The organism is Haladaptatus caseinilyticus (assembly GCF_026248685.1).
GTDB lineage: Archaea > Halobacteriota > Halobacteria > Halobacteriales > Haladaptataceae > Haladaptatus > Haladaptatus caseinilyticus.
This window is the reverse complement of sequence record NZ_CP111036.1, coordinates 762,913-785,833: the sequence shown is the minus strand read 5'-3', so window position 1 is coordinate 785,833 and position 22,921 is coordinate 762,913. Positions and strand designations below refer to the sequence as shown.

24 protein-coding genes are annotated in these 22,921 nt (G+C 59.3%); 18 read left to right on the top strand and 6 right to left on the bottom strand.

Features of this window, described 5'->3' with window-relative positions; genetic code table 11:
- The first annotated feature begins 12 nt into the window (after nucleotides 1-12).
- Both OOF89_RS04450 and OOF89_RS04445 read left to right on the top strand, forming a co-directional pair.
- Nucleotides 13-528, top strand: coding sequence for a PadR family transcriptional regulator (locus tag OOF89_RS04450; protein WP_266078831.1), 516 nt, complete (start codon nucleotides 13-15; stop codon nucleotides 526-528).
- A gap of 79 nt (nucleotides 529-607) precedes the next feature.
- On the top strand, nucleotides 608-1,084 hold the full coding sequence (locus OOF89_RS04445) for a hypothetical protein (RefSeq protein ID WP_266078830.1): 477 nt from the start codon (nucleotides 608-610) through the stop codon (nucleotides 1,082-1,084).
- A gap of 68 nt (nucleotides 1,085-1,152) precedes the next feature.
- Here OOF89_RS04445 and OOF89_RS04440 read toward each other — a convergent pair whose 3' ends face one another.
- The 4 genes from OOF89_RS04440 to pyrH form a co-directional block, all read right to left on the bottom strand.
- On the bottom strand, nucleotides 1,153-2,985 hold the full coding sequence (locus OOF89_RS04440) for a site-2 protease family protein (RefSeq protein ID WP_266078828.1): 1,833 nt from the start codon (nucleotides 2,983-2,985) through the stop codon (nucleotides 1,153-1,155).
- A gap of 64 nt (nucleotides 2,986-3,049) precedes the next feature.
- Complete coding sequence (locus OOF89_RS04435) at nucleotides 3,050-3,343, bottom strand: hypothetical protein (protein WP_266078827.1); 294 nt, start codon at nucleotides 3,341-3,343, stop codon at nucleotides 3,050-3,052.
- Between the two features lie 173 nt (nucleotides 3,344-3,516).
- Complete coding sequence (gene lysS, locus OOF89_RS04430; RefSeq protein WP_266078825.1) at nucleotides 3,517-5,169, bottom strand: lysine--tRNA ligase; 1,653 nt, start codon at nucleotides 5,167-5,169, stop codon at nucleotides 3,517-3,519.
- Entirely contained in the window at nucleotides 5,166-5,885 is a 720-nt protein-coding gene (pyrH, locus tag OOF89_RS04425; RefSeq protein WP_266078823.1) for a UMP kinase, read from the bottom strand. Before pyrH ends, lysS begins: the two co-directional genes overlap by 4 nt.
- 87 nt (nucleotides 5,886-5,972) lie before the next feature.
- Between pyrH and OOF89_RS04420 the strand changes: the two genes are divergently transcribed.
- The 4 genes from OOF89_RS04420 to OOF89_RS04405 all read left to right on the top strand — a co-directional run bounded on the left by OOF89_RS04420 (nucleotide 5,973) and on the right by OOF89_RS04405 (nucleotide 9,684).
- The gene (locus tag OOF89_RS04420) at nucleotides 5,973-6,782 is read left to right on the top strand and encodes a molybdopterin synthase (RefSeq protein WP_266078822.1); all 810 of its coding nucleotides are present in this window, start codon (nucleotides 5,973-5,975) and stop codon (nucleotides 6,780-6,782) included.
- 244 nt (nucleotides 6,783-7,026) lie between these two features.
- Entirely contained in the window at nucleotides 7,027-7,278 is a 252-nt protein-coding gene (locus OOF89_RS04415; RefSeq protein ID WP_266078820.1) for a DUF7123 family protein, read from the top strand.
- 296 nt (nucleotides 7,279-7,574) lie between these two features.
- The gene (locus OOF89_RS04410; RefSeq protein WP_266078818.1) at nucleotides 7,575-8,525 is read left to right on the top strand and encodes an AEC family transporter; all 951 of its coding nucleotides are present in this window, start codon (nucleotides 7,575-7,577) and stop codon (nucleotides 8,523-8,525) included.
- A 34-nt stretch (nucleotides 8,526-8,559) separates the two neighbouring features.
- Nucleotides 8,560-9,684 (top strand): site-2 protease family protein, encoded by a 1,125-nt coding sequence (locus OOF89_RS04405; RefSeq protein ID WP_266078816.1) that lies wholly within the window; start codon nucleotides 8,560-8,562, stop codon nucleotides 9,682-9,684.
- Here the strand turns inward: OOF89_RS04405 and thiL are convergent.
- Nucleotides 9,669-10,553, bottom strand: a complete 885-nt coding sequence (gene thiL, locus OOF89_RS04400) for a thiamine-phosphate kinase (protein ID WP_266078814.1) — start codon at nucleotides 10,551-10,553, stop codon at nucleotides 9,669-9,671. The two genes, OOF89_RS04405 and thiL, sit on opposite strands and share 16 nt — an antisense overlap.
- An 87-nt stretch (nucleotides 10,554-10,640) precedes the next feature.
- Between thiL and OOF89_RS04395 the strand changes: the two genes are divergently transcribed.
- The 7 genes from OOF89_RS04395 (at nucleotide 10,641) to OOF89_RS04365 (ending at nucleotide 14,932) form a co-directional block, all read left to right on the top strand.
- Nucleotides 10,641-11,675 carry a lysylphosphatidylglycerol synthase transmembrane domain-containing protein gene (locus tag OOF89_RS04395; protein ID WP_266078812.1) on the top strand — a complete coding sequence of 345 codons (1,035 nt, stop codon included), beginning with the start codon at nucleotides 10,641-10,643 and terminating at the stop codon, nucleotides 11,673-11,675.
- Nucleotides 11,676-11,854: 179 nt separating this feature from the next.
- Entirely contained in the window at nucleotides 11,855-12,310 is a 456-nt protein-coding gene (locus tag OOF89_RS04390) for a 30S ribosomal protein S19e (protein WP_266078810.1), read from the top strand.
- Between the two features lie 152 nt (nucleotides 12,311-12,462).
- A complete protein-coding gene (locus OOF89_RS04385; RefSeq protein WP_266078808.1) occupies nucleotides 12,463-12,804 on the top strand; it encodes a DNA-binding protein in 342 nt (113 codons plus the stop codon).
- A 1-nt stretch (nucleotide 12,805) separates the two neighbouring features.
- Nucleotides 12,806-13,405: a DUF7411 family protein gene (locus OOF89_RS04380; RefSeq protein WP_266078806.1), complete on the top strand. Its 600-nt coding sequence runs from the start codon at nucleotides 12,806-12,808 to the stop codon at nucleotides 13,403-13,405.
- A gap of 148 nt (nucleotides 13,406-13,553) precedes the next feature.
- A complete protein-coding gene (gene truA / locus OOF89_RS04375; RefSeq protein WP_266078804.1) occupies nucleotides 13,554-14,345 on the top strand; it encodes a tRNA pseudouridine(38-40) synthase TruA in 792 nt (263 codons plus the stop codon).
- Between the two features lie 30 nt (nucleotides 14,346-14,375).
- The gene (locus tag OOF89_RS04370; RefSeq protein ID WP_266078802.1) at nucleotides 14,376-14,612 is read left to right on the top strand and encodes a hypothetical protein; all 237 of its coding nucleotides are present in this window, start codon (nucleotides 14,376-14,378) and stop codon (nucleotides 14,610-14,612) included.
- A 77-nt stretch (nucleotides 14,613-14,689) separates the two neighbouring features.
- Complete coding sequence (locus OOF89_RS04365; protein ID WP_266078800.1) at nucleotides 14,690-14,932, top strand: hypothetical protein; 243 nt, start codon at nucleotides 14,690-14,692, stop codon at nucleotides 14,930-14,932.
- Here the strand turns inward: OOF89_RS04365 and OOF89_RS04360 are convergent.
- Complete coding sequence (locus OOF89_RS04360; RefSeq protein WP_266078798.1) at nucleotides 14,929-16,263, bottom strand: M28 family metallopeptidase; 1,335 nt, start codon at nucleotides 16,261-16,263, stop codon at nucleotides 14,929-14,931. The two genes, OOF89_RS04365 and OOF89_RS04360, sit on opposite strands and share 4 nt — an antisense overlap.
- Nucleotides 16,264-16,363: 100 nt before the next feature.
- Here OOF89_RS04360 and pepF point away from each other — a divergent pair, with 100 nt between their 5' ends.
- The 5 genes from pepF to OOF89_RS04335 all read left to right on the top strand — a co-directional run bounded on the left by pepF (nucleotide 16,364) and on the right by OOF89_RS04335 (nucleotide 22,919).
- Nucleotides 16,364-18,154 (top strand): oligoendopeptidase F, encoded by a 1,791-nt coding sequence (gene pepF / locus OOF89_RS04355; protein WP_266078796.1) that lies wholly within the window; start codon nucleotides 16,364-16,366, stop codon nucleotides 18,152-18,154.
- A gap of 266 nt (nucleotides 18,155-18,420) precedes the next feature.
- On the top strand, nucleotides 18,421-19,641 hold the full coding sequence (pan2, locus tag OOF89_RS04350) for a proteasome-activating nucleotidase Pan2 (protein WP_266078794.1): 1,221 nt from the start codon (nucleotides 18,421-18,423) through the stop codon (nucleotides 19,639-19,641).
- A 384-nt stretch (nucleotides 19,642-20,025) separates the two neighbouring features.
- Entirely contained in the window at nucleotides 20,026-21,318 is a 1,293-nt protein-coding gene (locus tag OOF89_RS04345) for a glucose-6-phosphate isomerase (protein ID WP_266078792.1), read from the top strand.
- A 79-nt stretch (nucleotides 21,319-21,397) separates the two neighbouring features.
- Nucleotides 21,398-22,102 (top strand): BGTF surface domain-containing protein, encoded by a 705-nt coding sequence (locus tag OOF89_RS04340; protein ID WP_266078790.1) that lies wholly within the window; start codon nucleotides 21,398-21,400, stop codon nucleotides 22,100-22,102.
- Nucleotides 22,103-22,148: 46 nt separating this feature from the next.
- A complete protein-coding gene (locus OOF89_RS04335; RefSeq protein WP_266078788.1) occupies nucleotides 22,149-22,919 on the top strand; it encodes a CPBP family intramembrane glutamic endopeptidase in 771 nt (256 codons plus the stop codon).
- Nucleotides 22,920-22,921: the final 2 nt, after the last annotated feature.

The window sequence follows — 22,921 nt, the reverse complement described above, 5'->3', positions numbered from 1 at the left end:
AACCCCCTGTCAATGCGGAAAAGTGGCCCGCCGAAAGGCCTGATATCGTATCTCGTGCTCGAACTTCTGGACAAAAAACCGCGGTACGGGTACGAAATACTCAAGGAGATACGGGAGATTAGCGGTGGCCACTGGGAACCATCCTACGGCTCCGTGTATCCAATTCTCTACAAGTTCGAGGAGAAAGGATGGGCCGAACGAATCGAGCGTGAGGACGAACCCGACCGGAAGTATTTCGAACTCACCGACGCGGGCTACGAGGAACTCGAAGAAAAGCGAACGGAGAGCGGAACGAAAGCCCGTGAGTTTGCGGACGTAATTCTCGGATTCTATCACGTCTACGTCGCGTTTGCAACCGACGACCGGTTCGAAGTCGAAAGTCCCGCCGGCGAGTGGCAGTTCGACGAGACGTTCAGTTCGTGGATATTGGAACAGATAATTCGACACCACGAACGCGACTTCGGCGACTTCGAGCGGATTCCCGACACGCCGGAGGAGTTCTACGAACGGATGGGTCTCGAAGACTGACCCGTCAGTTTCGGTTGCGTCGATATCACGAACTACGGCGATCGGTAGTTATTTCGACTCCTTTCAGATATATGATTGTATGCCCTCCAGACGACGACTGCTAACCAGTCTCGGGTGTGGAACGATGGCTGGACTAGCTGGCTGTAGCGGATCAAACTCCGGTGGCTCGGATACGGTCGATTGTCACTCGCACGCGCTTTCCCATGGGGATGGTGACGCGTTGGACAACGGCGCGAGGGGAACCGTCGAAGACGATACGGTCAGGCTCGTGGTTCCGCTGTCCGTCGAAGACGTGAAACGATACGATATCGACACGATTCGGGTGTACGATATCGCGGACGAACTCGCTCATTCGATTCCGGTTTCGGCCGACGATGCCGACCTGATGGCGAACAAAGTCGGTGTAAACGAAGGTCAACTCCAGTACGAACAGCACCTCGGCCATCGCCCGTTTCACGGCCAATATCGCGTGGTCGTCGTCGATACGAACGAAAAGGCCGTTGACTCCGTCACTATCGAGTTCAACTGTTTTCCCGAGGTCGAAGACGAAGCGTAGTCTCGCTCGCGTTGCCATCCGTTCGTTTCGGTCAGTGAAAAACCAGTAACGTGGAACCGACTCCGAGCCTATCCGGCCAACAGGCGTGGGCCGAATATCATCAGGATGAGGCTGGCCAGCATCGTCAGGCCGACGGTCGTCGTTATCATCGTCGTAACCTGTCTTCCTTGACTCGTCGGGAGTCGCGAAACGACGGCTTCCGAACCCATCCGGAGGAGGTGTCCTCCATCCAGCGGGAACGCCGGAATGCAGTTGAAGAAGCCGAGGTTGAGGTTTATCCATCCCGTCCAGAACAGGGCGTTCGCAATCAAGAATACGCCTCCACCCAGTCCCGAAAGTGGTCCCTGCACCGTGTAGAAGTTGGCGTTCCACGCGACGAACCCGGCGAAGTTGTAGCCGACGGGCATCGAGAGGCTGGCGAAAGGCAGGAGAAGTGTTCCGGCGATACCCAGCAGGAAGGCAGTGAGTGGGCCGTTGCCACCGCCACCGAAGACGGAAACGAACTGCCCGGCAACGAGGTCCCGGAACGTCTCGGCCGGATACAGTTTCGTCCCGAACCCACTGGCCGTGATGCCGGACGTTCCTGGTGAGACGAGGATACCGACGATAGCTCCGCCGTCACTGTTCTCGCCGAGGGTCACGTCGTAGGTGGCGCGCTGGTAGGACCCATCGTTTTTCGTGAACGCTTCGATGGTGACGGTCTCTCCCGCCTCGTATCCGTTCAGCGTACTACTCAGGTCGCTGCTGTTGACGATTCGCTCGCCGTCGATAGCCGTGATGACGAGCGAGTCGCCTTTGCTCACTCCACCGACCGTGCTCATCGGACCGCCCGCTTGGACGGTTGAGAGCGCACCGATCGGGCCAGTCACGTTCTCGCCATTGGCGGTCAGCGTGGCGATTTTTCGGTCGGCGAGTTCACGTTCCAATGCCCGTTCCGTATACACGGTGGTCCCGTTCACGGCGGTGATGTTTTCGCTTGTGTCGATCGCTGGCTTGCCCGAGTTCTGTCCATCCGATGCGAAAGGGGAGGCTTTCGCGATCGCGGTGACGAGTAAGGAACGTTCGATAGTCGTCTGTCGCTCCTCGTCGCCGCGTTCGACGGTAACCGGAACCGTTCTGCTTTCGATGTTCGCCAGTTTGTCGTGGAGGTCGCCGTTGCTCTCGACGGAGGTTCCGTTTACACCGACGATTCGATCGCCACGTTGGATACCCGCATCATCCGCGGCCGACCCGTCGAACACGCCGCCGACCGCCGCACCCGATGCGACGGTTATCGAACCCATCACCGGGCCGAAGAGGAGCATGAACGCGAGGATCGTCACCGCGAAGTTGTTCGTCACGCCGGCCGCAAACATCCGACTTTGGCCGCCTCTATCCGCTTTTCTCCGGTTCTCTTCGTCGGGTTCGACGAACGCGCCGATGGGGAGAATCGTGAACAGTGCCAGCCCCATCGATTTGATTTCGATATCCTCGACGCGGCAGAAGATGCCGTGTCCTCCCTCGTGAACGACCAATCCGACGAGGAGGCCGAACAGGATTTCGGGGGCGACCGAAAGCGGCAGGAAGTCGTTGACGCCGGGGATGACGAGTACGTTGCGCGGTTGCGTGACTGCTGTCGGCTCCGGCGGCTTCTGTACGATGGTAATCGCCTGCAGGACGAGCACGAGGAAGGTCCCGACCATCACGACTAACGCGATGCCGAGACCGAAGTTCCCCCACGCTCGCCAGAACCGTTTCGGTCGAGCGAGACGGTCGAGCAGTTTCTTTCCTCTCTGGGTGTGTAGCGTCAGAATCGGCCCCTGCATACCGAGATACGACGGCAGCATATCGTTTGCCCGGAGTGCGAGAAGGGCAAACCAGTAGGCTGTAATTCCGATAACCACCCACACAATCGTATCCATTGGCAACAGAAAGGTTCGCGTCGCTCAAAGGCGTTTGGGAACGAACGCGAAAAAGGAAGGTGCGTTATTCGGCGGTCTGCCAGTCTTCTTCGAAGTCCTGCTGCTCGGCATCCTTCTTGCTCTGACGTTTCTGCTGGAATTTCCGTGCAGCCGCGATTCCGGCGGCGGTACCGCCGAGAACTGCGGCGCGGCGGACAAACGTTTTAGCTTTGCCGCGACCTTTCGTCTCCTCGAGTTCCTCCTCTTCGACTTCCGCATCCACCTCTTCCGTCGTCTCGGTTTCCTCGACTTCGGTTTCCTTAACGAGCTCGGTCCGTTTCAGTGCTGGCTTTTCTAGATTGAGTTCTATCAGGGCCATGGTAATATCTCCGTTCAGTCGCTGACGAGATTGGTCGCCAGATGGACTTTACACCTCTCTATAACACATGTGGGTACTTTGTTATGCACCTATTATGCGGAGGTAGTAGGTTTATATTTGCCAGCACTATTAACTCTGCTGGCGATTAGGGGACTCGTAAAAAACGTCTCCGGTTATCCTTCCCGTCGCAGTCGGCGGAGCACGAACTCCCGATCCAAATTCGAGAGGAACGGTCCGAGTTTTGGCCCCTGGTCCTCGTCGAAAAAGAGGCGATAGCCCGTTCCAAAGAACTCACCCATATCGATATCGTGGCGCTTTGCGGTCTCGTATATCTCTTCTTGGATTTCATCGCCGTCGTGGCCCGCTTCGATGAAATCCGCGAGCTCGTCGAGCGCGGTCGCCGTCTCGGCATTTATCGCCGCCTCGGGCATCTCCGTTCGCTTCAGGTCGTAGTCGTATTCGTTGCTCGTTCGCTGTGCCCACGTCTGCGCTCGTTCGACTCGCGCGAGCGCCTCCTCGACTGCCCAGTCCGGCGCATCGTCGGGAATGTGTCCCTCCTTTCGCGCGATCTCCTCTCGGAGTTCGGGGTCGTCGGTCATTCCCAGAATGGCGGCGAACGTGTATGGGATTCGGATCCGCTCGGGTCGAATCTCGCTCACGACCATCGGGTAAATTCGCTCGGCGAGTGCGGTTTCCCGCTCGTCGGCGTTCTCCTCGCCGAAGTAGATTCGCTCGAATCGGTCGAACTCGTCCACGAGCAGGTCGAGGCGGCCAATGTCGAAGTCGCGCGCCTTGTTCGGGTCTTTGGTGAAAAAGTACCGGAGTACTTCGGGTTCGAGTAGTTCCAGCACCTCGGAAACGAGCACGATGTTTCCCTCCGAGGAGGAAAACGGCTTCCCGTTGAGGGTGAACCACTCGTAGGTCATCGGAACCGGTGGTTCGAAATCCATGACGTTCCGGGCGATATCCTCGCCGCTCGGCCACGACCCCTCCGCGTGGTCCTTGCCGAACGGTTCGAAATCGACGTCGAGCGTCTTCCATTGGGCTGGCCATTCGAATCGCCACGGCAGTTTCCCTTCGCGGAGTGTTGCGGTGCCTTCGTGACCACAGCCGTCGATGGTGTTGTCGCCGGCCTTCAGGTCGGTGCAAACGTATTCGACGGTCCCGTTTTCGACATCGAAATCAGTGACCGTCTCGGTAACCTTCCCACACTCCTCACAGATGGGATTGAACGGGATGTACTCGCCATCCACCTTGTCCTGATATTCGGCCAGCACGTCTCGTGCCGTCTCGGCGTTCGTCAGGAGTTCACGGGTTACGTCCTCTAATGCACCTGACTCGTACATCTCGGTGTTCGACATCACGTCGATTGGAACGCCGAGCAAATCCGCGCTCTGCTGGATGAGGTTCGAGAAATGCTCGCCGTAGGAACCACAGCAGTCGAACGGGTCCGGAATGTCAGTGTACGGCTTGCCGAGATTACGACCGAGTGCACCGGCGTTCACGTCACCCAGATCGACGATGCTGCCGTCCAAGTCGGCGAGCTTTCGTGGTAGTTTCCGTAGTGGGTCGCGGTCGTCCGCGGTGAACACTTGTCTCACTTCGTGATCTCTGTCACGCAGCACCTGGGCGACGAAGTAGCCGCGCATGATCTCGTTGACGTTGCCGAGGTGCGGAACCCCCGATGGAGAGATTCCACCCTTGATGATGATGGGGTCATCCGGGTCGCGTGCTTCGATCCGGTCGGCGACTTCGTCAGCCCAGAAGACGTGGTGGTCGGCTCCCCCCTCGTCACGCTCATCGACTGGTGCTGTGCCCGTGCTCATCCTTGTACCCAGTAGGTCATCTCGTCGTCGGTGCCCTCCGGGATGATATCGGTCCCGCTATGGTCTCCGCTGAGCACCGCGTCCGCGATTCGCTCCGGCTCCGTGCCGTCGAGGACGATGGTTCTGACGCCCGATCGTTCGATGAGCTTTGCGGCCAGCAGATCGACCGGCGAAGAGCTTCCTGCGGTCATTTCGAGGTCGGCGATGACATCGACGAGTTCACCGGCGGACAGTTCGTCGTATTTTGTCGCGTCGTCTACTTCGTTGGGGTCGTCGCTAAACACGCCGTTGACGCTCGTCGCGTAAACGAGCAGGTCGGCGTTGGTGTACTCCGCCAGCGCCGCGCTCACGGCGTCGGTCGTTTGGCCGGGCATCACGCCGCCCATCACGGCGATATCGCCACGGTGCATCGCCGTTCCCGCTTTTTCGTACGTCTCGGCGGGACTCGGTGCAGCTTGCTCGCCGAGTGCTGCGATGAGCAGGCGAGCGTTGAGCCGCGTCACGTCGATACCGATATCGTCCAGTTCGATTTCGTTTGCGCCGAGGTTACGCGCCGCGCCGATATACTCCCGCGCGACACCGCCACCACCGACGACGGCACCAATGGTGCACCCCTCTTTTGCGAGCGATTCGATGACTTCGGCATGGCCACGGACGCGCTGGGATTCGAGGTCCGGCGCGAGTACGCTCCCGCCGATAGAAACGACGACCTTCATACTATGGCCGACTTACGGGGACGCAGCCTTAAGCGTTCTCAACTTCCGACCGAAGGGTAAAAGCGCCTCGCCATCTCCATTACGCGCATGAAGATACTGGGTATCGTCGGAGACGAGTCGGGGGGAGTTGCAGACCGACTCGCGAATCAGCTCGGAAAACGTGGTCGAGTGGCCGTCGTTACCTCGTCGTCGGTATCGACCGATTCGACCCGTTCGGCAAACGGGTTTGATTCGCCGAATTCGTCTCACTCGACGACGGTCGAACTCGGTGAGAACGGGTGGTGTGCCCGCGGTGGGAACCGCTCGCTCTCCGATGTACTCGACGAACTCGCACCGGAGAACGACTATGCGGTCGTTTCCGGCTTTCCAGCCGCGGATATACCGACGGTTTCCCTCGACGACACCGACTTCGCTGGCGAAACGCTCGTCGCAACCGACGCGGACGGCCTCGACGTCGAGGCTGTTTGCGATGCACTGGCAGCTGTCGAGGAGTACGAAACCCTCGAATCCCTCGTTGAGCGCGCGAAACGCTCGCCGAATGCGGAACGCTCGGGTGCGATTGCGACGTTCACGGGGCGCGTCCGGGCTAAGGACAGTGACGACGATACACCGACCGAATCCCTCGAATTCGAGATATACGACGGGGTCGCACAGACGAAACTGAACACCATTCGTGACGAACTCGAAACGCGTGACGGGGTTTTCACCGTTCTACTGCACCACCGAACGGGGGTCATCGAATACGGTGAGGATATCGTTTTCGTCGTCGTGCTCGCTGGTCACCGCGAAGAGGCGTTTCGAACCGTCGAGGATGGTATCAATCGTTTAAAAGCGGAGGTACCGATTTTCAAAAAAGAGGTGACCACCGACGAACAGTTCTGGGTTCACGAGCGATAGACCGACGGTATCGGTGGGACTGATCACGCTTTTCGACCCATTCGACGACAGTTTCTAGATTCGGGAAATAAAAAACGAGAGGGGCTTTTAAACATTCTAAGCGTTTTTGAATACTTCGTGAAATGTCACTTTCACCCGCGTTCACGTCACTTTCCGCTCGAAAGTGCTGAAGATTCCCGAAACCACCCTAAGCTTCCTCCCTTTATAACATCCCTCCTCTCCATGGGCGAAGTGGAGTCAGCACATGAGCGCTACCACGCAAATCGCCCCTGAAAGCCCTGAACCGGAATCCAAGGAAGACCGACTCAAGCAGTACCTGTGCGAGAAAGCGAGCGATGGAGAGATGTACTTCAAAAGCAAGTTCATCGCGGACGAAGTCGACCTCTCCGCCAAAGAGATCGGTGCGCTGATGGTGAAACTGACCGATTGCGCTGAGCTCGAAGTCGAAAAGTGGTCGTACACGAGTGCGACCACGTGGCGCGTGGCTCCCGCATAACGCACCTCGGCCCGCACGTCCCCGCACGTGTCCCATTCGAACACCCCGCCACGAATTCCCCACGCTCCGAACCCCAACGGACCCTGAATCCCCAATCCCCACACGAATCACACCCCGTGCTCCCCTGATATCGCATCCCCTACAAACCTCCCACCCTCCGCGATTCCCCCGACAACGCTGCAGCCGAAACGCACCCAAATCCCCAATTCGACGGTCCTGAATGCCGTCCCTCGTCACGCCGTTCCTGTTTTCCGCCTTCGATGGCTTTGTAATTCCCCGTTGTCTTCGTTCGACCAGTGTCACTCCTCTCCGCGTTGACGACCGCTATCCTCCCCGTTCTCTCCGTGGCTGCCGTCGGATATTTTCTCGGGACCCTCCGTGATATCGACGTGGATGCGTTGGGAACCGTTACCATCTACGTTCTGACTCCTGCACTCGTTTTTCACAGCCTCACGACGTCGTCGCTCGGTGGGGGTACCGCCGTGACGCTCGCTGTGGGCGTTGCGGTGTTCACGCTCGGGATGGCGCTGTTGGCGGAGTTCGTCGGACGGGCCCTTGGCGAGTCGGAACCCGTCCTCGGAGCACTCGTGCTAACGAGCGCGTTTCCCAACGCGGGTAACTACGGAATTCCCCTCTCGCAGTTCGCATTCGGTGACGTAGGCCGTAGTACCGCAATTCTCTATATTGCGGCTCAATCCGTGCTCACCTACACTGTCGGCGTGTATCTCGCGTCGCGAGGTAACGGCACGTCGAACCTTGCGGCGCTTCGTGACGTGTTCAAACTTCCCCTCGTCTACGCCGTCTTTGCCGCTGGTGCGGCGCGTGCACTCGATATCGTTCCCCCCGTCGATTCCGCCGCGATGGAGACGCTGAAACTGACCGGCGATGCGGCGATTCCTATCATGCTGTTGATGCTTGGGATCCAGTTGGCGAACACCGATTCGGGTGCCGCCGTCTCCCGCGTGGGCGTCGCGAACGCGATGAAACTCCTCGTTGCACCGCTCGTCGCCGTCGTCGTCGTCTTTCTTCTCGGCTTCGAGGACGTAACCGTCGCTCGGGTGTTCGTTCTCGAATGTGCGATGCCGGCGGCGATAACGCCGCTCATTTTGAGTATCGAGTACGATGGCGGAAATGTGGGACTTTCCGCCCCGGAATACGTGAGCACGGCTATCTTCGTCAGTACGTTAGCCAGCGTGCCGGTACTGACGCTTCTCATCGCCGTCCTGCAGTCAGGTACTATCGTCTAGGGGTTTATACCGATTCGTTCCGTATTGAGACTGAATGGCTTCGACCGAGCCGCCCGAGAATGGACCTCCGCTGGAGCGACTTCGCTCAGTTTTTCGGGTGTACGACGTTCGCAGAGACGGCGAGCAGTTGATTTACTACGGCGAGCCGCTGGTTCCACAAGAGAGATTGATGAAGACGGTGTGGCCGCTGTTTCGACAACAAGGCTACGAAGTCACGCTCTCGACCCGGATGGGAGAGTACGTGCTCGTCGCCGAACCCGTCACACTCGGTCCGGACGGTATCCCATGGAAAAACGTCCTGCTGTTCGTCGCGACCATCCTCTCGACGCTTTGGGCTGGGGCGTCGTGGTACCACGTCAACCCGCTTTCCAGTCCGATCGATGCGACACTGACGGCGTGGCCGTTCACCCTCGCCGTGATGGGCGTCCTCGGAACGCACGAACTCGGCCATTACGTAATGAGTCGCTACCATGGCGTTGACGCGACACTCCCGTATTTTATCCCGATGCCGACGCTCATCGGCACGATGGGTGCAGTCATCCGGATGAAAGGTCAGATGCCCGACCGCGAGGCGCTATTCGATATCGGCGTCTCCGGACCGCTGGCAGGCCTCGTCGCGACGGTTATCGTCACGGCAATCGGATTGACGTTGGAACCCGTAACCGTCTCCCAAGCGACGCTCAACAGTGCATCGACCATCGAGGTGAAGTTCGGCTATCCGCCCCTGCTGAAGGCTATCGCAGCGGTCGTCGGCGAGCCGTTGGCGTACGACAACGACCCGACGAAATCCGTCAACCCGGTCGTTATCGGCGGTTGGGTCGGAATGTTCGTCACGTTCCTCAACCTCATCCCGGTCGGGCAACTCGACGGCGGTCACATCGTTCGGGCGATCGTCGGCGAACGACAGGAAAGTATCGCCGCGCTCGTTCCTGCGGTCCTATTCGGACTGGCGGCGTACGTCTTTTACGTCCTCCACGTGAGCAACGCGACCGTTCTGTGGGTTATCTGGGGATTCCTGTCGATGTTCTTCGCTTACGTCGGTCCCGCAACACCCATCGACGACGGTGAACTCGACCCACGGAGAAAACTGCTTGGCGTGTTGACGTTCGTCATTGGATTCCTCTGTTTCACGCCGACACCGATTCAAATCATTTCCTGACCGTGGGTGTACCCACGGTCAGGAAGCGGTTCGCCGTCCATCGTCACGCCGGAAGCCGTGACCTCGCCGATAACCGAAACCGATGTCGGTGACGCTGTTCGTGCCTCCGACACTGCTTTTTCTGGAATCGTGAAGACGAGTTCGAAATCCTCGCCGAAAAAGAGACTCAACGTCTGCTTGTCGTCTTCATCCTCGGCAACGTCACGAACGCTTTCAGCGACCGGAATCGCCTCGCCGTCGAGTTCGAACCCGCAACCGCTGGCCTCCGACAGTTGGTGAACCGACCGTGCGAGGCCATCACTAGAGTCCATCATCGCTGACGCGTGCGGTGCGAGGGCTCGCCCCGCCGCCACGCGCGGCTCGAATCGAAAGAGCTCGTTTGCTCGTTCGGTTTCGCCTCGATCGAACAATCGAAGTGCCGCGCCGCTCCGTCCCAGCGTTCCAGTCACGCAGAGAACGTCCCCTGGCTGTGCACCGGACCGAGTAATCGGGCTGTCGGTTCGGCCGAGCGCGGTCGTCGTCGTCGTGAACTCTCCAAACGTATCGAGGTCGCCGCCGACGTAGCGCGCATCGACCGATTCGCAGACGTCGCTCGCACCAGTCACGAAGGATTCGAGCTCGTCCGGCTCGAATTCGGGTGCGGCGTAGACAGCGACGGCAGCGACTGCTTGTGCCCCCATCGACGCAATGTCCGAGAGGGAGGCACCAACCGCACGCCACCCGGCGGTGTACCGTGTCGTCCCGGAGGGGAAGTCCGTCGTCTCGTGGAGCATGTCGGTCGTTAAGACTAATCCGTCCACGACCGCCGCGTCGTCACCCGCGTCGGGGAGTTTGCCCGCCAGTAATTTGAGCGCGGCCCGTTCGTCCATATCGATCGTTCTGTCGCGCCGAGAAAAAAGCCGAACGGTCTTCGTTGGCTTCAAGCAGTGTCCCCGATATTGGCGAACTGATAACTGATGCGTCTCGATTTGGGCGACCTGCGGACGATCGTCGTTGGGTTTGTCGCCGCAGTCGCCGTCCTCCTCGTCGTGTTCTCCGTCCTCGGTATCGACCGCGTGATCTCGGCGTTGTCGATGGCGAATGCTCGGGTGGTTGCCCTCGTCGTGGTCGTTGCACTCTGTTGGCTCTTCTCGTGGGCGATGTCGCTCCGTACCGTTCTCGGGATTCTCGGCGTTCACGTCTCCGCGCTCCGGGCGTTTTTCCTCTACGCGGGCGCGACGTTCGCCAACAACGTGACGCCGTTCGGGCAAGCCGGTGGCGAACCGTTCACCGCCCTGCTCATCTCTCGGGTGACGAACGCCGAGTACGAGACCAGCCTCGGCGCTATCGCGACCGTAGACTCCATCAACTTCGTCCCCTCGATCACGTTTGCGCTGGTCGGTGTCGCCTACTACGCGACGGTGGTCACGCTCGGTGATACGATAGAACTGGTTGCACTCACTATCGTCGTGATAGCGGTCGCGATTCCCACTGCGGCGGTCGTCGGTTGGCAGAACCGGGACCGTGTGGGGGAAGGTATCGCGGGTGGTGCCGTCCCGCTCATCGGCATCGCTGCGCGCGTCGTCCCGAACGTGAACCCGACGACAAAACCTGCCGTCAAGCGGCGAGTCGACGGGTTTTTCGGTGCTATCGAGCGAATCGCGGGTGACCGTCGTGGTCTCCTTCTTGCCGTGTTCTTTTCGGCGTTCGGATGGCTCCTCTCGTCCATCTCGCTGTGGTTGTCGCTCTACTCGCTCGGACACCCCGTTCCGTTCGCGGCGGTGTTGTTCATCGTTCCGATAGGGAGTATCGCTGGCGTCGCACCACTCCCGGGCGGCCTCGGCGGTGTCGAGGCGGCACTGGTCCTGCTACTGGTGCCGATTACGGGTGTCACTGCGGCGACGGCAGGTGCGGCGGCGTTCATTCACCGTGGTGCGACCTACTGGCTTCCGACGATGCTCGGCGGGGTGACGATAGCGATGTTGGAAGCTGACAAGACGAACGGCGAGTAGTCCCCGATAATCGGCCGTGAATTGGGGACCGACCGCACAGTGGGGAGCCAACTGTTCGCTATCATGCAATACCTCGAACTGCACTCTCCGGCGCGAACGGTGGTTGAGACGGCATCCCACCCTGCTCGTCCGAACTCCGTAACGATGGCTTTAAACGCCGCCGAAGGGAATCCAATCGTATGACGACGCTCTACGACGTTCCGGCTGACGCGCTCATCGAAGCGCTCGCCGACGAGCTTGCAGATCGAATCGAACAACCGGACTGGTTCGAGTTCGCAAAAACCGGCGCACAACGCGAACTGCCTCCGGAGCAGGACGACTTCTGGTACGTCCGTGCAGGCAGCCTCCTCCGAAAGGTGGCTGTGGACGGACCGGTCGGCGTCGAACGCCTTTCGACCGAATACGGCGACACCAAATCCGGTTCGAACCGCTACGTCGTCGCACCGGCACACCGCGCTGACGGGAGCAAGAAGGTCATCCGAACCATCCTCCAGCAGCTCGAAGAGGAAGGCCTCATCGAGTCCAGCGAGGTACGCGGCCGCGAAATCTCCGCCGAGGGTCGCAGTTTCCTCGACGATACGGCCGGTGAGGTCATGTCCGACCTGGACCGACCGGAACTCGAACGCTACGCGTAAGAACGCGATTTCCGTTTTCGACTATCGTTTTTTCTCCCCGTGAGTCGTGACTATTCTCGAATCTACAGTTCGACCGTCTCGATTTTCTCACCTGCTCGGACGGTGTCCTCCGTAATTGTTTTTGGTCGTGCGCGGTAAGCAAGGGACAAGGCATGAGTGGAAGTCCTGACGACGACCGACTGGAAGAGCTTCGAAAGAAAAAGATGGAGGAACTGCAGGATCAAAAACAGCAAGAAGATGCCCAACAACAGGCACAACAGCAGGCTGATGCACAGAAGCAGGCCCTGCTCCGGCAGTACCTCACCGACGGCGCTCGTAAACGACTGAACTCGGTTCGGATGAGCAAGCCGCAGTTCGCCGACCAAGTCGAACAACAAATCCTCGCTATCGCACAAAGCGGGCGAATCAACGGCAAAATCGACGACCAGAAAATGAAAGAACTGCTCCGCGAACTGAAGCCCGATAAGAAGAGCTTCAACATCAAACGCCGCTGAGATGGAACTCGGACTCCTCTACAGCGGGGGAAAGGACTCGACGCTCGCCGCCCTCCTGCTAAACGATTTTTACGACGTGACGCTCGTCACGGCTCACTTCGGCGTTACCGACGATTGGAAGCATGCTCGGGACACCGCCGAAGCGACCGGGTTTGACTTCGAGACCGTCGAACTCGACCGAGACGCGGCACTCACCGCAGTCGAACGGATGGTCGAAGACGGCTATCCTCGGAACGGTATCCAGCAAGTACATCTCCACGCTCTGGAAAGCGTGGCTGGGATGCGCTTCGACGCGATTGCCGATGGAACGCGTCGGGACGACCGGGTCCCAACGGTCTCGCGTGCGCAAACGCAAAGTCTCGAAGACCGCTACGACATCGATTATATCGTGCCACTCTCCGGATTCGGTCGCAGTGCAGTCGATCGACTCGTCACTGCGAACCTCGACGTCGAATCCGGCCCGAGTGACGAAATTCGAAAGGCCGACTACGAAGCGGAATTACGAACCCTACTTACGGAACAGCACGGTGCGGATGCGGTAAACGACGTGTTCCCTGCGCACGAGCAAACCTACGTTACAGGGTTTCTCACCGGTGGATAATGCAACGCTTGACTGGTCGTTTACCACGGATATAACTTTTCGATTCGAGTGAACCCTGGACTTACCGTCCGGTACGCATCTACAACCGATATCGTTCCATGCAGTAGCATCCAACGAACTATACCCATCCCACGTGTACGGACTGGCGATGCGCGCCTTTCGAGTTGCCTATGATGGCCGTCCGTTCTACGGATTTCAGCGCCAGCCGGACGTTCCGACCGTGGAGGATGCGATGTTCGATGCACTCCGTGCCCTCGGTGTCGCGGATACCGTCCCGGAGGGATACGCCGCCGCGGGTCGAACCGACGCCGGTGTTTCCGCTCTTGCACAGACAGTCGCGTTCGAGTGTCCCGACTGGCTCACTCCCTCGGCGTTCAACAGCGAACTTCCGGGGTCGATCCGTGCGTGGGCGAGCGCCGAGGTCGTTCCGGAATTTCACGCGACACACGACGCCTACTATCGGGAGTACGTCTACCACTGCTACGCCCCGAAGGCGAACCTTGGTCTCGCAAAAGATGCCTCCAAGCGACTCGCCGGCGAGAACGATTATCACAATCTGACGCCCGATGACGACGGTACCGTCCGCGACCTCGATATCCACGTCCTGCAGGACGGCGACTATCTCGTCTTTACGCTCCGGGCCGGTGGCTTTGCCCGTAATCTGGTTCGTCGGGTCGTCTCGCTCGTCCACGCCATCGCGGTCGGCGACGCCCCGATGGCGAAAATCGAGCGCGTCCTCTCCGCGAAACCGTTGGACGGACCGGAAGGAATCCCGCCCGCTCCTGCACATCCACTGCTGCTCGCGGACGTGGGCTATGGCTGTGAGTTCGAACTCGAGGACGATGCGGCGAAGAGTGCCAGAGACGTGTTCCGCGACTTGCGAATCGAGCGCCGGACCCGGTCGCGAGTTGCCGGAGAGATCACTACACACCTCGAATAGCTTTCTCACTGTCATGTGGGGCCATCTATTATGGTAGGCAACGACCTGCTCCGAGATGTGACGGTAAACATCGCCACCGGGATACTGATTTTCTCGTTCGGACGATGGGTCGGCGCGACGATTGCCGGGGCGATAAATGGTTTCGGAATCGTCGTGTTCGCGCTGTTCTATATCAGTTCCCTCCTTATCGGGGTCTACTTCATCGTCCGCGGACTCGGGGAACTCGTCGAGGACATCGTCCGGGACGAAATCACGCACCGGGGCTGACTTTCCGTTGGGTGAGTACGACTCCCGTCGATTTCGTCCACCGGAATCGTTTTGTTATTTGGACGATGGATTCCCGTATGAGTCATCGACCTGACACTGACTGGCTTTGGCAAGCGACGATGTACGTCTTCCTCGGTCTGATACTCGGAGCTATCGGTTCGGGAGTTGCTGGCATTTTCACCCTCTCCTTCGGTACAGTGGGTGCAATCCTGTCACTGGTTATCACCGGCCTGTCGCTGTTTGTCGGGGTCTACTTCGTCCTCCGTGGCCTCGCGGTTCTCATCGGAGCGATCATGGACGGCAAGCGAATCGAAAGTTAAACCCACTCGTCGGGCCAGATGCCGGCCGCCCGCATCCCCTCTTCGTAGTCGTTTTCGCGGAGGTTCGCGGCCACGTCCTCCGCCTCCCGCCTCGGAATCTCGTCGCGCGAGGCGACCTCTCGCACGAGCAACGCCGCCAACATGGCGTGTTCGCGCAGGTTTCTGTCGTCCACTTTGTCCCGTGTGTCGGCGTGGGTGTGTCCCCATCCCCGGCCGCGTGCTCCCGGCGCGCTGTGGTCTTGCTCGCTGTGCAGTTGGAGCGCGGGAATTCCCTCTTTCAGGAACGGCCAGTGGTCGCTGAAGGGATGGACTCCCTCCTGTTGCTTGATGGGTTGATTCGTCTCATCCGAGACGGTTTCGACCACGTCACGCATCGTTTCGGAACCATGAAGGTACGCCCGCATGTCGCGGAATCGGCCCGCACCATCGACGTTGACGACGGCGTTTACGTTCGAGGGGTCGAGCGATTCTACGAGCACCTCGCTTCCCAACAGTCCGATTTCTTCACAGCCGACTCCGGCGATTCGAACCCGGGTGTCGAGGTCCATCTTCGCAAGCAAATGGGCCGCCGCGACGACGACGGTAATACCGCATCCGTTGTCGAGGGCACCCTCGGCGATATCGTGCGAGTCGAGATGAGCGACGACCACGACCTCGTCCTCGGTATCCGGCCCGAGTTCCGCAACGGCGTTGTGGCTCGTCCCCGGTGTCGTTTCGGCATCGACGATGAGCCTCGCACTTGCGCCGCGGTCGGCGTAGTCGGTCAGCCATGCACCGGTTTCCTTGCTCACCCCGACACCCGGAATCGCGGTTTCGTCCCCGAAGGTGAGCGACCCGGTCGGTGGAAGTTGTCCCGAAACGTGATTGTGGAAAATGAACCCGTCGGCACCTGCTGCGGCAGCGTAGCCGAACTTCTCCATTCGGTGAATAAACCGACTCCCCGCGGGTGTCGTCGTGCTTGCAACCGCGATTTTTCCGGCAACGTCGTTCTCGTCGATTTCGTCGGGCATGCCGTGGCCGACATCGACCAATTCGCCCTGTACGTCGCCAGCGGGCGAGTACGGCAGCGCGATGGTTTCGAACGAGCGTTCCACCGGGTCAGTGACCGCGAGTCGTGCGGACCCACGTGACCAACAGTCCATCTCGAACGATTCGGTGTGGGCGTTTCGCGCACCAGCGCGTTCGAACCCCTCGGCGACGAGTTCGGCGGCCCGTCGCTCACCGGGATGGCCACCCATCCGATTTTCGAGTTCGGTCAATTTCGTCAAAAACGTCCATGGATACTCGTCCTGCCACATTCCGGCGAGCGCTATCTGTGCCTCGTCAACCATACCCCCACTGTGTCGTCATCCCGTAAAAACCTCTGTCCGGCGGTAAAGTATCCTTCCGAAATCTCAACGTTTACAGGGGAGCTATCCTTACCAGTATGGTATGAGTTCTGTTCCCGAACGGAGCGATATCGATACCGTGTACAAATGGGATTTGGAGAGCATCTACGCGAGCGACGACGAATGGGAGGAAGCCTACGAGAACGTCGAGGACCGATTGGGTGACCTCGAAGCGTACGAAGGCCAAACGACGGACGACGGCGAAACCCTTCTCTCGGTTCTGCAACTCTCGGACGAAATCGGCCGCGAGGTCTCGATGGTTGCATCGTACGCCCGAATGCGAAGCGACGAGGATACCTCCGACCAACAGTATCAGGCACTTTCGACCCGTGCCCAGTCGCTCGCTTCGCGTGCCCAGAGCGCGTCGAGTTTCATCGAGCCGGAAGTGCAGTCACTCGACCGCGACGAACTCGACCGCATGATCGAGGAGACGGACGGTCTGGAACAGTACGACCATTACCTCGACGACGTGATGCGGATGAAAGAGCACACCCGCTCGGCGGAAATCGAGAATCTACTCGCGGAGTTCGGCGAGGTCACGGGTGCGTCCAGCGAGATCTACAACATGCTCTCGAACGCCGACATGGCCTTCCCGACCGTCGAAGGCCCTGACGGAGATGCGGTCGAAATAACACAAAGTAACGTCGTCAACCTGCTCAAAAATCCCGACCGCGAATTCCGGCAGACGGTCTACGAGAACTACTTTGACGAGTGGAGTGACGTGCGGAATTCGGTCGGCGCTGCGTATAAAAACAGCGTCAAGTCGGACGTGAAGTACGCTCGCGCCCGGAACTACGACACCGCACGCGAAGCGGCGCTGGACGGTCCGAACGTCCCGCCGGAGGTGTACGACAATCTGCTCGATACGGTGCGTGACAACCTCGATAAACTCCATCGCCACGCCGAACTCAAACGCGAGAGCCTCGGAGTGGACGAACTCCGAATGTGGGATATCTACATGCCGATGACCGACTCGAAGAGTCCCGACCTCGACTACGACCAAGCGGTCGAGTACGTCGTCGACGCCGTGGGTGCGCTCGGGGAGGACTACCAGTCGCGCGTCGCTGACGGCATCGATTCGCGCTGGATAGACGTGTACGAGACGCAGGACAAGCGGTCGGGTGCGTACAGCGGTGGGACATACGACACGCAGCCGTTCATCCTCATGAACTATCAAGACGATGTCACCTCGATGTATACGCTCGCACACGAACTCGGGCACTCGCTTCACTCGCAGTTGACGAGCGAGACGCAACCCTACGTGTACGGCGGCTATGAAATCTTCGTCGCCGAGGTAGCCAGCACGGTCAACGAGGCACTCCTGACACACCATCTACTCGAAACCGTCGAGGATCCGGAATTCCGTCTTCACGTGTTGAACGAATATCTGGAACAGTTCCGCTCGGTTCTCTATCGCCAGACGCTCTTCGCCGACTTCGAATACCAAACCCATCAGGTAGCGGAGAATGGCGAGGCACTCACGCCCGACCGACTAGACGAGATCTACGGTGACCTCAAACGCGAGTTCTACGAACCCGCGGTCGTTGACGAGCGAATCGAGCGTGAATGGATGCGTATCCCGCATTTCTACCGCGCCTACTATGTCTATCAGTACAGTACGGGTATCAGCGCCGCCGTTGCACTGGCCGACAAGATTCTGGAGGAAGGCGAACCCGCTGCCGAAAAGTACCTCGACTTCCTCAGCAGTGGATCACGAGAATACCCGCTCGAACTTCTTCGCGATGCGGGTGTCGACATGGCGTCGCCCGAACCGATTCAGCGAGCCCTCGATGTCTACGACGCACATCTCGATAAGATGGAATCGTTGATTTAACACGGGACCCGCTATCGATTTCGCCCCACGAAGAACAGTCTCTCAGTCGCTGTCCCGCCCGGATTGCTCACGTTCGATTTTCACCGTCGTTGGATCTTGCATATTATATTTTTTTGAAAATATCTTGGTGTAATTTGAGTCAAAAAGGGAGTAAATACCCACAAAACCACGGCAACACGCGTGATTATTTTGAAGATACAGAAGTCTTCCGGATGGTCCGCGACCCAAAGGCACTTTTAATGTGGCGACATACGAAGGAATAACAAATGTCGCGCAGTCCATCTGTCCCTGATAGACCAACACTCGAACTCGATCCGGAGATGTCCGATGAGGAGCGCCTGTCGGCACTCCAGGAACACTTTACGGATATCGTCAAGGTCAACGAAAAACTGCGTGAACGTGTCGAAGACGCCGGAGAACGCCGCGAAGATCTTGCCGACGAGGTGGATCGTCTTCAGCGGGAGAACGAGACGCTGAAAACGACGTCGCTGTACGTTGCAACGGTTGAAGACGTGACTGATGACGGTCTCATCATCAAACAACACGGAAACAACCAAGAGGTGTTGACGGACGTCGCGGTGCAACTGCGCGAGGACATCGAGGCCGGTGATCGGGTCGCAGTCAACGACTCGTTTACCATCGAGCGACTACTGGATATGGAGACGGACGCGCGAGCACAGGCGATGGAAGTGGACGCATCGCCGGACGTAGCCTACGACGACATTGGTGGTATCGAAGAACAGATTCGAGAGGTCAGGGAAGCGGTCGAAGAACCCCTCATCAACCCCGAACAGTTCGAAGCCGCCGGTATCGAACCGCCATCCGGCGTCCTCCTCCACGGGCCACCGGGAACTGGGAAGACGATGCTGGCGAAGGCAGTCGCCAAGCAGACCGACGCCACGTTCATCAAGATGGCCGGATCGGAACTCGTTCAGAAGTTCATCGGCGAGGGTGCCAAACTCGTCCGCGACCTGTTCGAACTCGCATCCGAGCGCGAACCGGCAGTCATCTTCATCGACGAAATCGACGCGGTCGCATCGAAGCGTACCGACTCGAAAACGTCGGGCGACGCCGAGGTGCAGCGGACGATGATGCAACTGCTCTCGGAGATGGACGGGTTCGAGGACCGCGGCGAGATCCGCATCATCGCGGCGACCAACCGCTTCGACATGCTCGACAGTGCCATCCTCCGCCCCGGTCGCTTCGACCGCCTCATCGAAGTGCCGAACCCGGACGAGGAGGGTCGTCACCGTATCCTCGAAATCCACACCAGCGACATGAACCTCGCGGACGACGTGGATTTCGACCGACTTGCCGAGGAAACCGAAGGATTCAGCGGTGCCGAAATCGAAAGCTTGACGACTGAAAGCGGTATGTTTGCCATTCGCGACGGTCGTACCGAGGTGACGATGCGGGACTTCGAGGGCGCCCTGGAGAAAATCGAGGCCGGTGACGACCCGGTGCCGAATCTGCGATACGCGTACTAAATCACCACTTTCCTCGTTCGCGGTGAATTACTTTCCCCGCTTGTGGTGAGTTGCCTCCTTTCTAGTGGCTGCGTGGCTGTTGATTCTGTGGTTTGTGCGGCTTGCTGACTCCTGCTACCTCCGGCGGTCGCCGATTTTCGACCGGTCGGCGTTTGGGATGTGGTACCTGCCTCTCGATCGAAACCGCTCGTAAGATCGGCAGTGTTGAAGCGACTGGGGCTCAGTATTCGAGTGACAGCGGTAAACATCGGGAAATCCCGTTCCGAACCATCCGGGATAAGTAGGTGATGCCTGAAATCACTGTACCAGAACTCTCTCCCAGTGGCACGTTCCCGGCGCACCGAAGCAGGTGGCTTTTTCTTCCCACACAGTGCCGACTCTCGTATGCGAGTTGACCTCGGCAACGTCCTCGACACCGTTGCCTCTCCCGGCGTCTCACGCGACGCACTCGACCGATTGGACGAGCGCGTCGCCGACGCCCACGAGCGAATCGAAACGGGACGCGAAAACAACGAACACGGGTACGAAGCACTGAACCTGCCGGAGACGACCGATACCGACGAGATTCGGGCCGCGGTCGAACCGTTCGCGGATGCCGAAACTGTACTCACGGTCGGCATCGGCGGAAGTGCGCTCGGCGCGGCGACGCTGGCGCACGGACTGGAATCCGATGTGGATGCATACTTCTTCGACAACGTGGACCCCGAACACGTTTCGTCCCTTCTCGACACCATCCCGCTCTCGACTACTGCAGTCAACGTGGTCTCTCGCTCGGGAACGACGGCCGAGACGCTGGCGAACTTCCTCGCCGTGCGCGACGCGATGGAAGCGGACGGCGTGGACTGGACGGACCGAACCTTCGTCACGACCGGCGACGAGGGCAATCTCCGAAACCTCGCACACCGACACGACCTGCCCGCACTCGACGTTCCGGACGGTGTTCCGGGGCGGTTTTCGGTGCTTTCGACCGTCGGATTGGCCTGTGCCGCGATTCAGGGTCACGACATCGACGCGGTGCTTTCGGGGGCAGCGGCGGAGGCGAATCGGCTGTCGGGATCGCTGTTCGATTCACCCGCCTACGCCTACGGAACGGCGTGCTACGCGCTGGACGAACGCGGGGCGGGAATCAACGCGATGATGCCCTACGCCGAGTCGCTGGAGACGTTCGCCGAGTGGTTCGCTCAGTTGTGGGCCGAGAGTCTCGGGAAGGATGGACTGGGTCAGACGCCAGTCCGAGCGCTCGGTGCGACCGACCAGCACTCCCAACTCCAGCTGTACCGGGCAGGCCCCCGCGACAAGATGGTCACGTTCGTCCGTCCGACCGAGCGAGGGGACCGTTCGATCCCGAAAACCGACCTTCCCGGTCTGGAGTACCTCGGCGGGCAAAGCCTCGGAACACTGCTCGACGCGGAGTTCGAAGCGACCGAGGCGAGTCTTGCGGAATCGGGACAGCCGTCCGTCCGTCTCGAAATCGACCGCGTCGACGAATATGGACTCGGCGAACTCCTCTACTGTTTGGAAGCGTCCTGTGTCCTCGCGGGTGAACTCTACAGCGTCCAGACGTTCAACCAACCGGCAGTCGAGTGGGGCAAGCGTGCCGCCCGCGGCTTGCTTGGCGGCGGCGAGTTCGACGAAGCTGATTCGGTTGCTGACAAGTCGAATCTCGTGATCGAATAGCCATCGTTCACAAAGCATTTACCGGACTACGAAGTGTAATCAAACGTCCTCTGCGTCTCCTCAATGGCGCACTTACAGTATGATGAGTAACAACTACGTTTCGACGGTTCTCGCGGCTTTCGTCGCAATTTCGCTCTTCACCGGCGCGGCCACTGCTTTCAGTGACCCCGCTTCGTCCGACGGATATCCCGTAGAGACGCTCGCTGATACGCCGTTCGACCACGATACGACCGAGGCGAACAACAGTTCCGTGTCGCTCGATTACGAGGGTGACCTCCTCGTCCTCGATGCTGCCGCGAACCAGACGCTTCATGGCGAAACGACCCTCGAACCGGATACTGAACTGCTCGTCGAAATTCACGCGACGAGCCAGTTCTTCAAATCGCGGCCGGTTGCGGTTCGACCGGATGGAACGTTCACTGCGACGTTCAACTTTAGCGACTACGACGCCGAAACGGAGTTCGGCGTCGTCGTCTCCACGCGGAAAAACAACTCGACTGCGGAAGATCCGCTCGTCGCCGTCGATGGTGTCCTCCAAAACGGAACGGAAACGACGACGACAACGACGACGGCGCTATCGACGACAACCACGACCAGCGATTCCGTGACGAATGACACCGAAGCCGAGATGACGACCGAGAAGACCACCCCTGTGGCCGACGAGAGTGTCGATACCTCCACGACTACCGTCGAATCTAGCGATACCGGTGGTCAACCCGGGTTCGGATTGGTCGTCGCAATGGCCGCGCTCGCCGGAATCGCACTCCTCTCCCGTCGCCACTGAACGTCTGGTCGTAGCATCTTTACTCCCGCAGTCCCTTCCTCCGGCTATGGAAGACGGTACAGCGGCAGGCGTCGGTGGCGATTCGCCGACTCGTGGTTCGCTCGGCCAGATGGTGCGTGCGGTCACAATCGGTGGCGTTCTCGGCTTCTCGGGCCTGCTCGCTATCTCGCTATGGGCGACTGCGTTCCTTCTCGTCCTCGGTCCCAACTCGCTTGGACCGATGGAACGACTCGCGCTTTCCACGCTTTCACTCGGTTTTGGGACCGGAACGGTCGCCGCCCTGTTCATGCTCGGCCGTGGATACGGATTGTCGTATCTCGATTTCAAGCTCCCCAATGCGCGTGATTGGGGCTATGTCGTCGTCGGCACGATCGGCCTCCTCGTGTTGCAGATCATCGTCGGCGTCATCCTCACCCAACTCGGAATCGGGACCGCGGACCACAGCATCGAACAACAAGTCAGTACGGGCAATCCCGAAATCCTTCTCATCATGATCCCTGCCGCATGGCTCCTCATCGGCCCGGGTGAGGAGTTGCTCTACCGGAACATCATTCAAAAATCCCTGTACGGTCCGTTCTCGAAATACGGTGCGGTCGTCGTCGCGAGCGCGATCTTCGCACTGGCACACATCCCCGCCTACGCGGCAGGGTCATCGACGCTCGTCGCGACCGGTGGAACGCTCATCGTCATCTTCCTGCTCTCACTCCTCCTCGGTGGTGCCTACCTCAAGACGGGCAACGTCACCGTCTCGGCACTCATACACGGCTCGTTCGACGCAGTCCTTTTCGGGCTGATGTACGTACAGTACGCCGGGTAAAC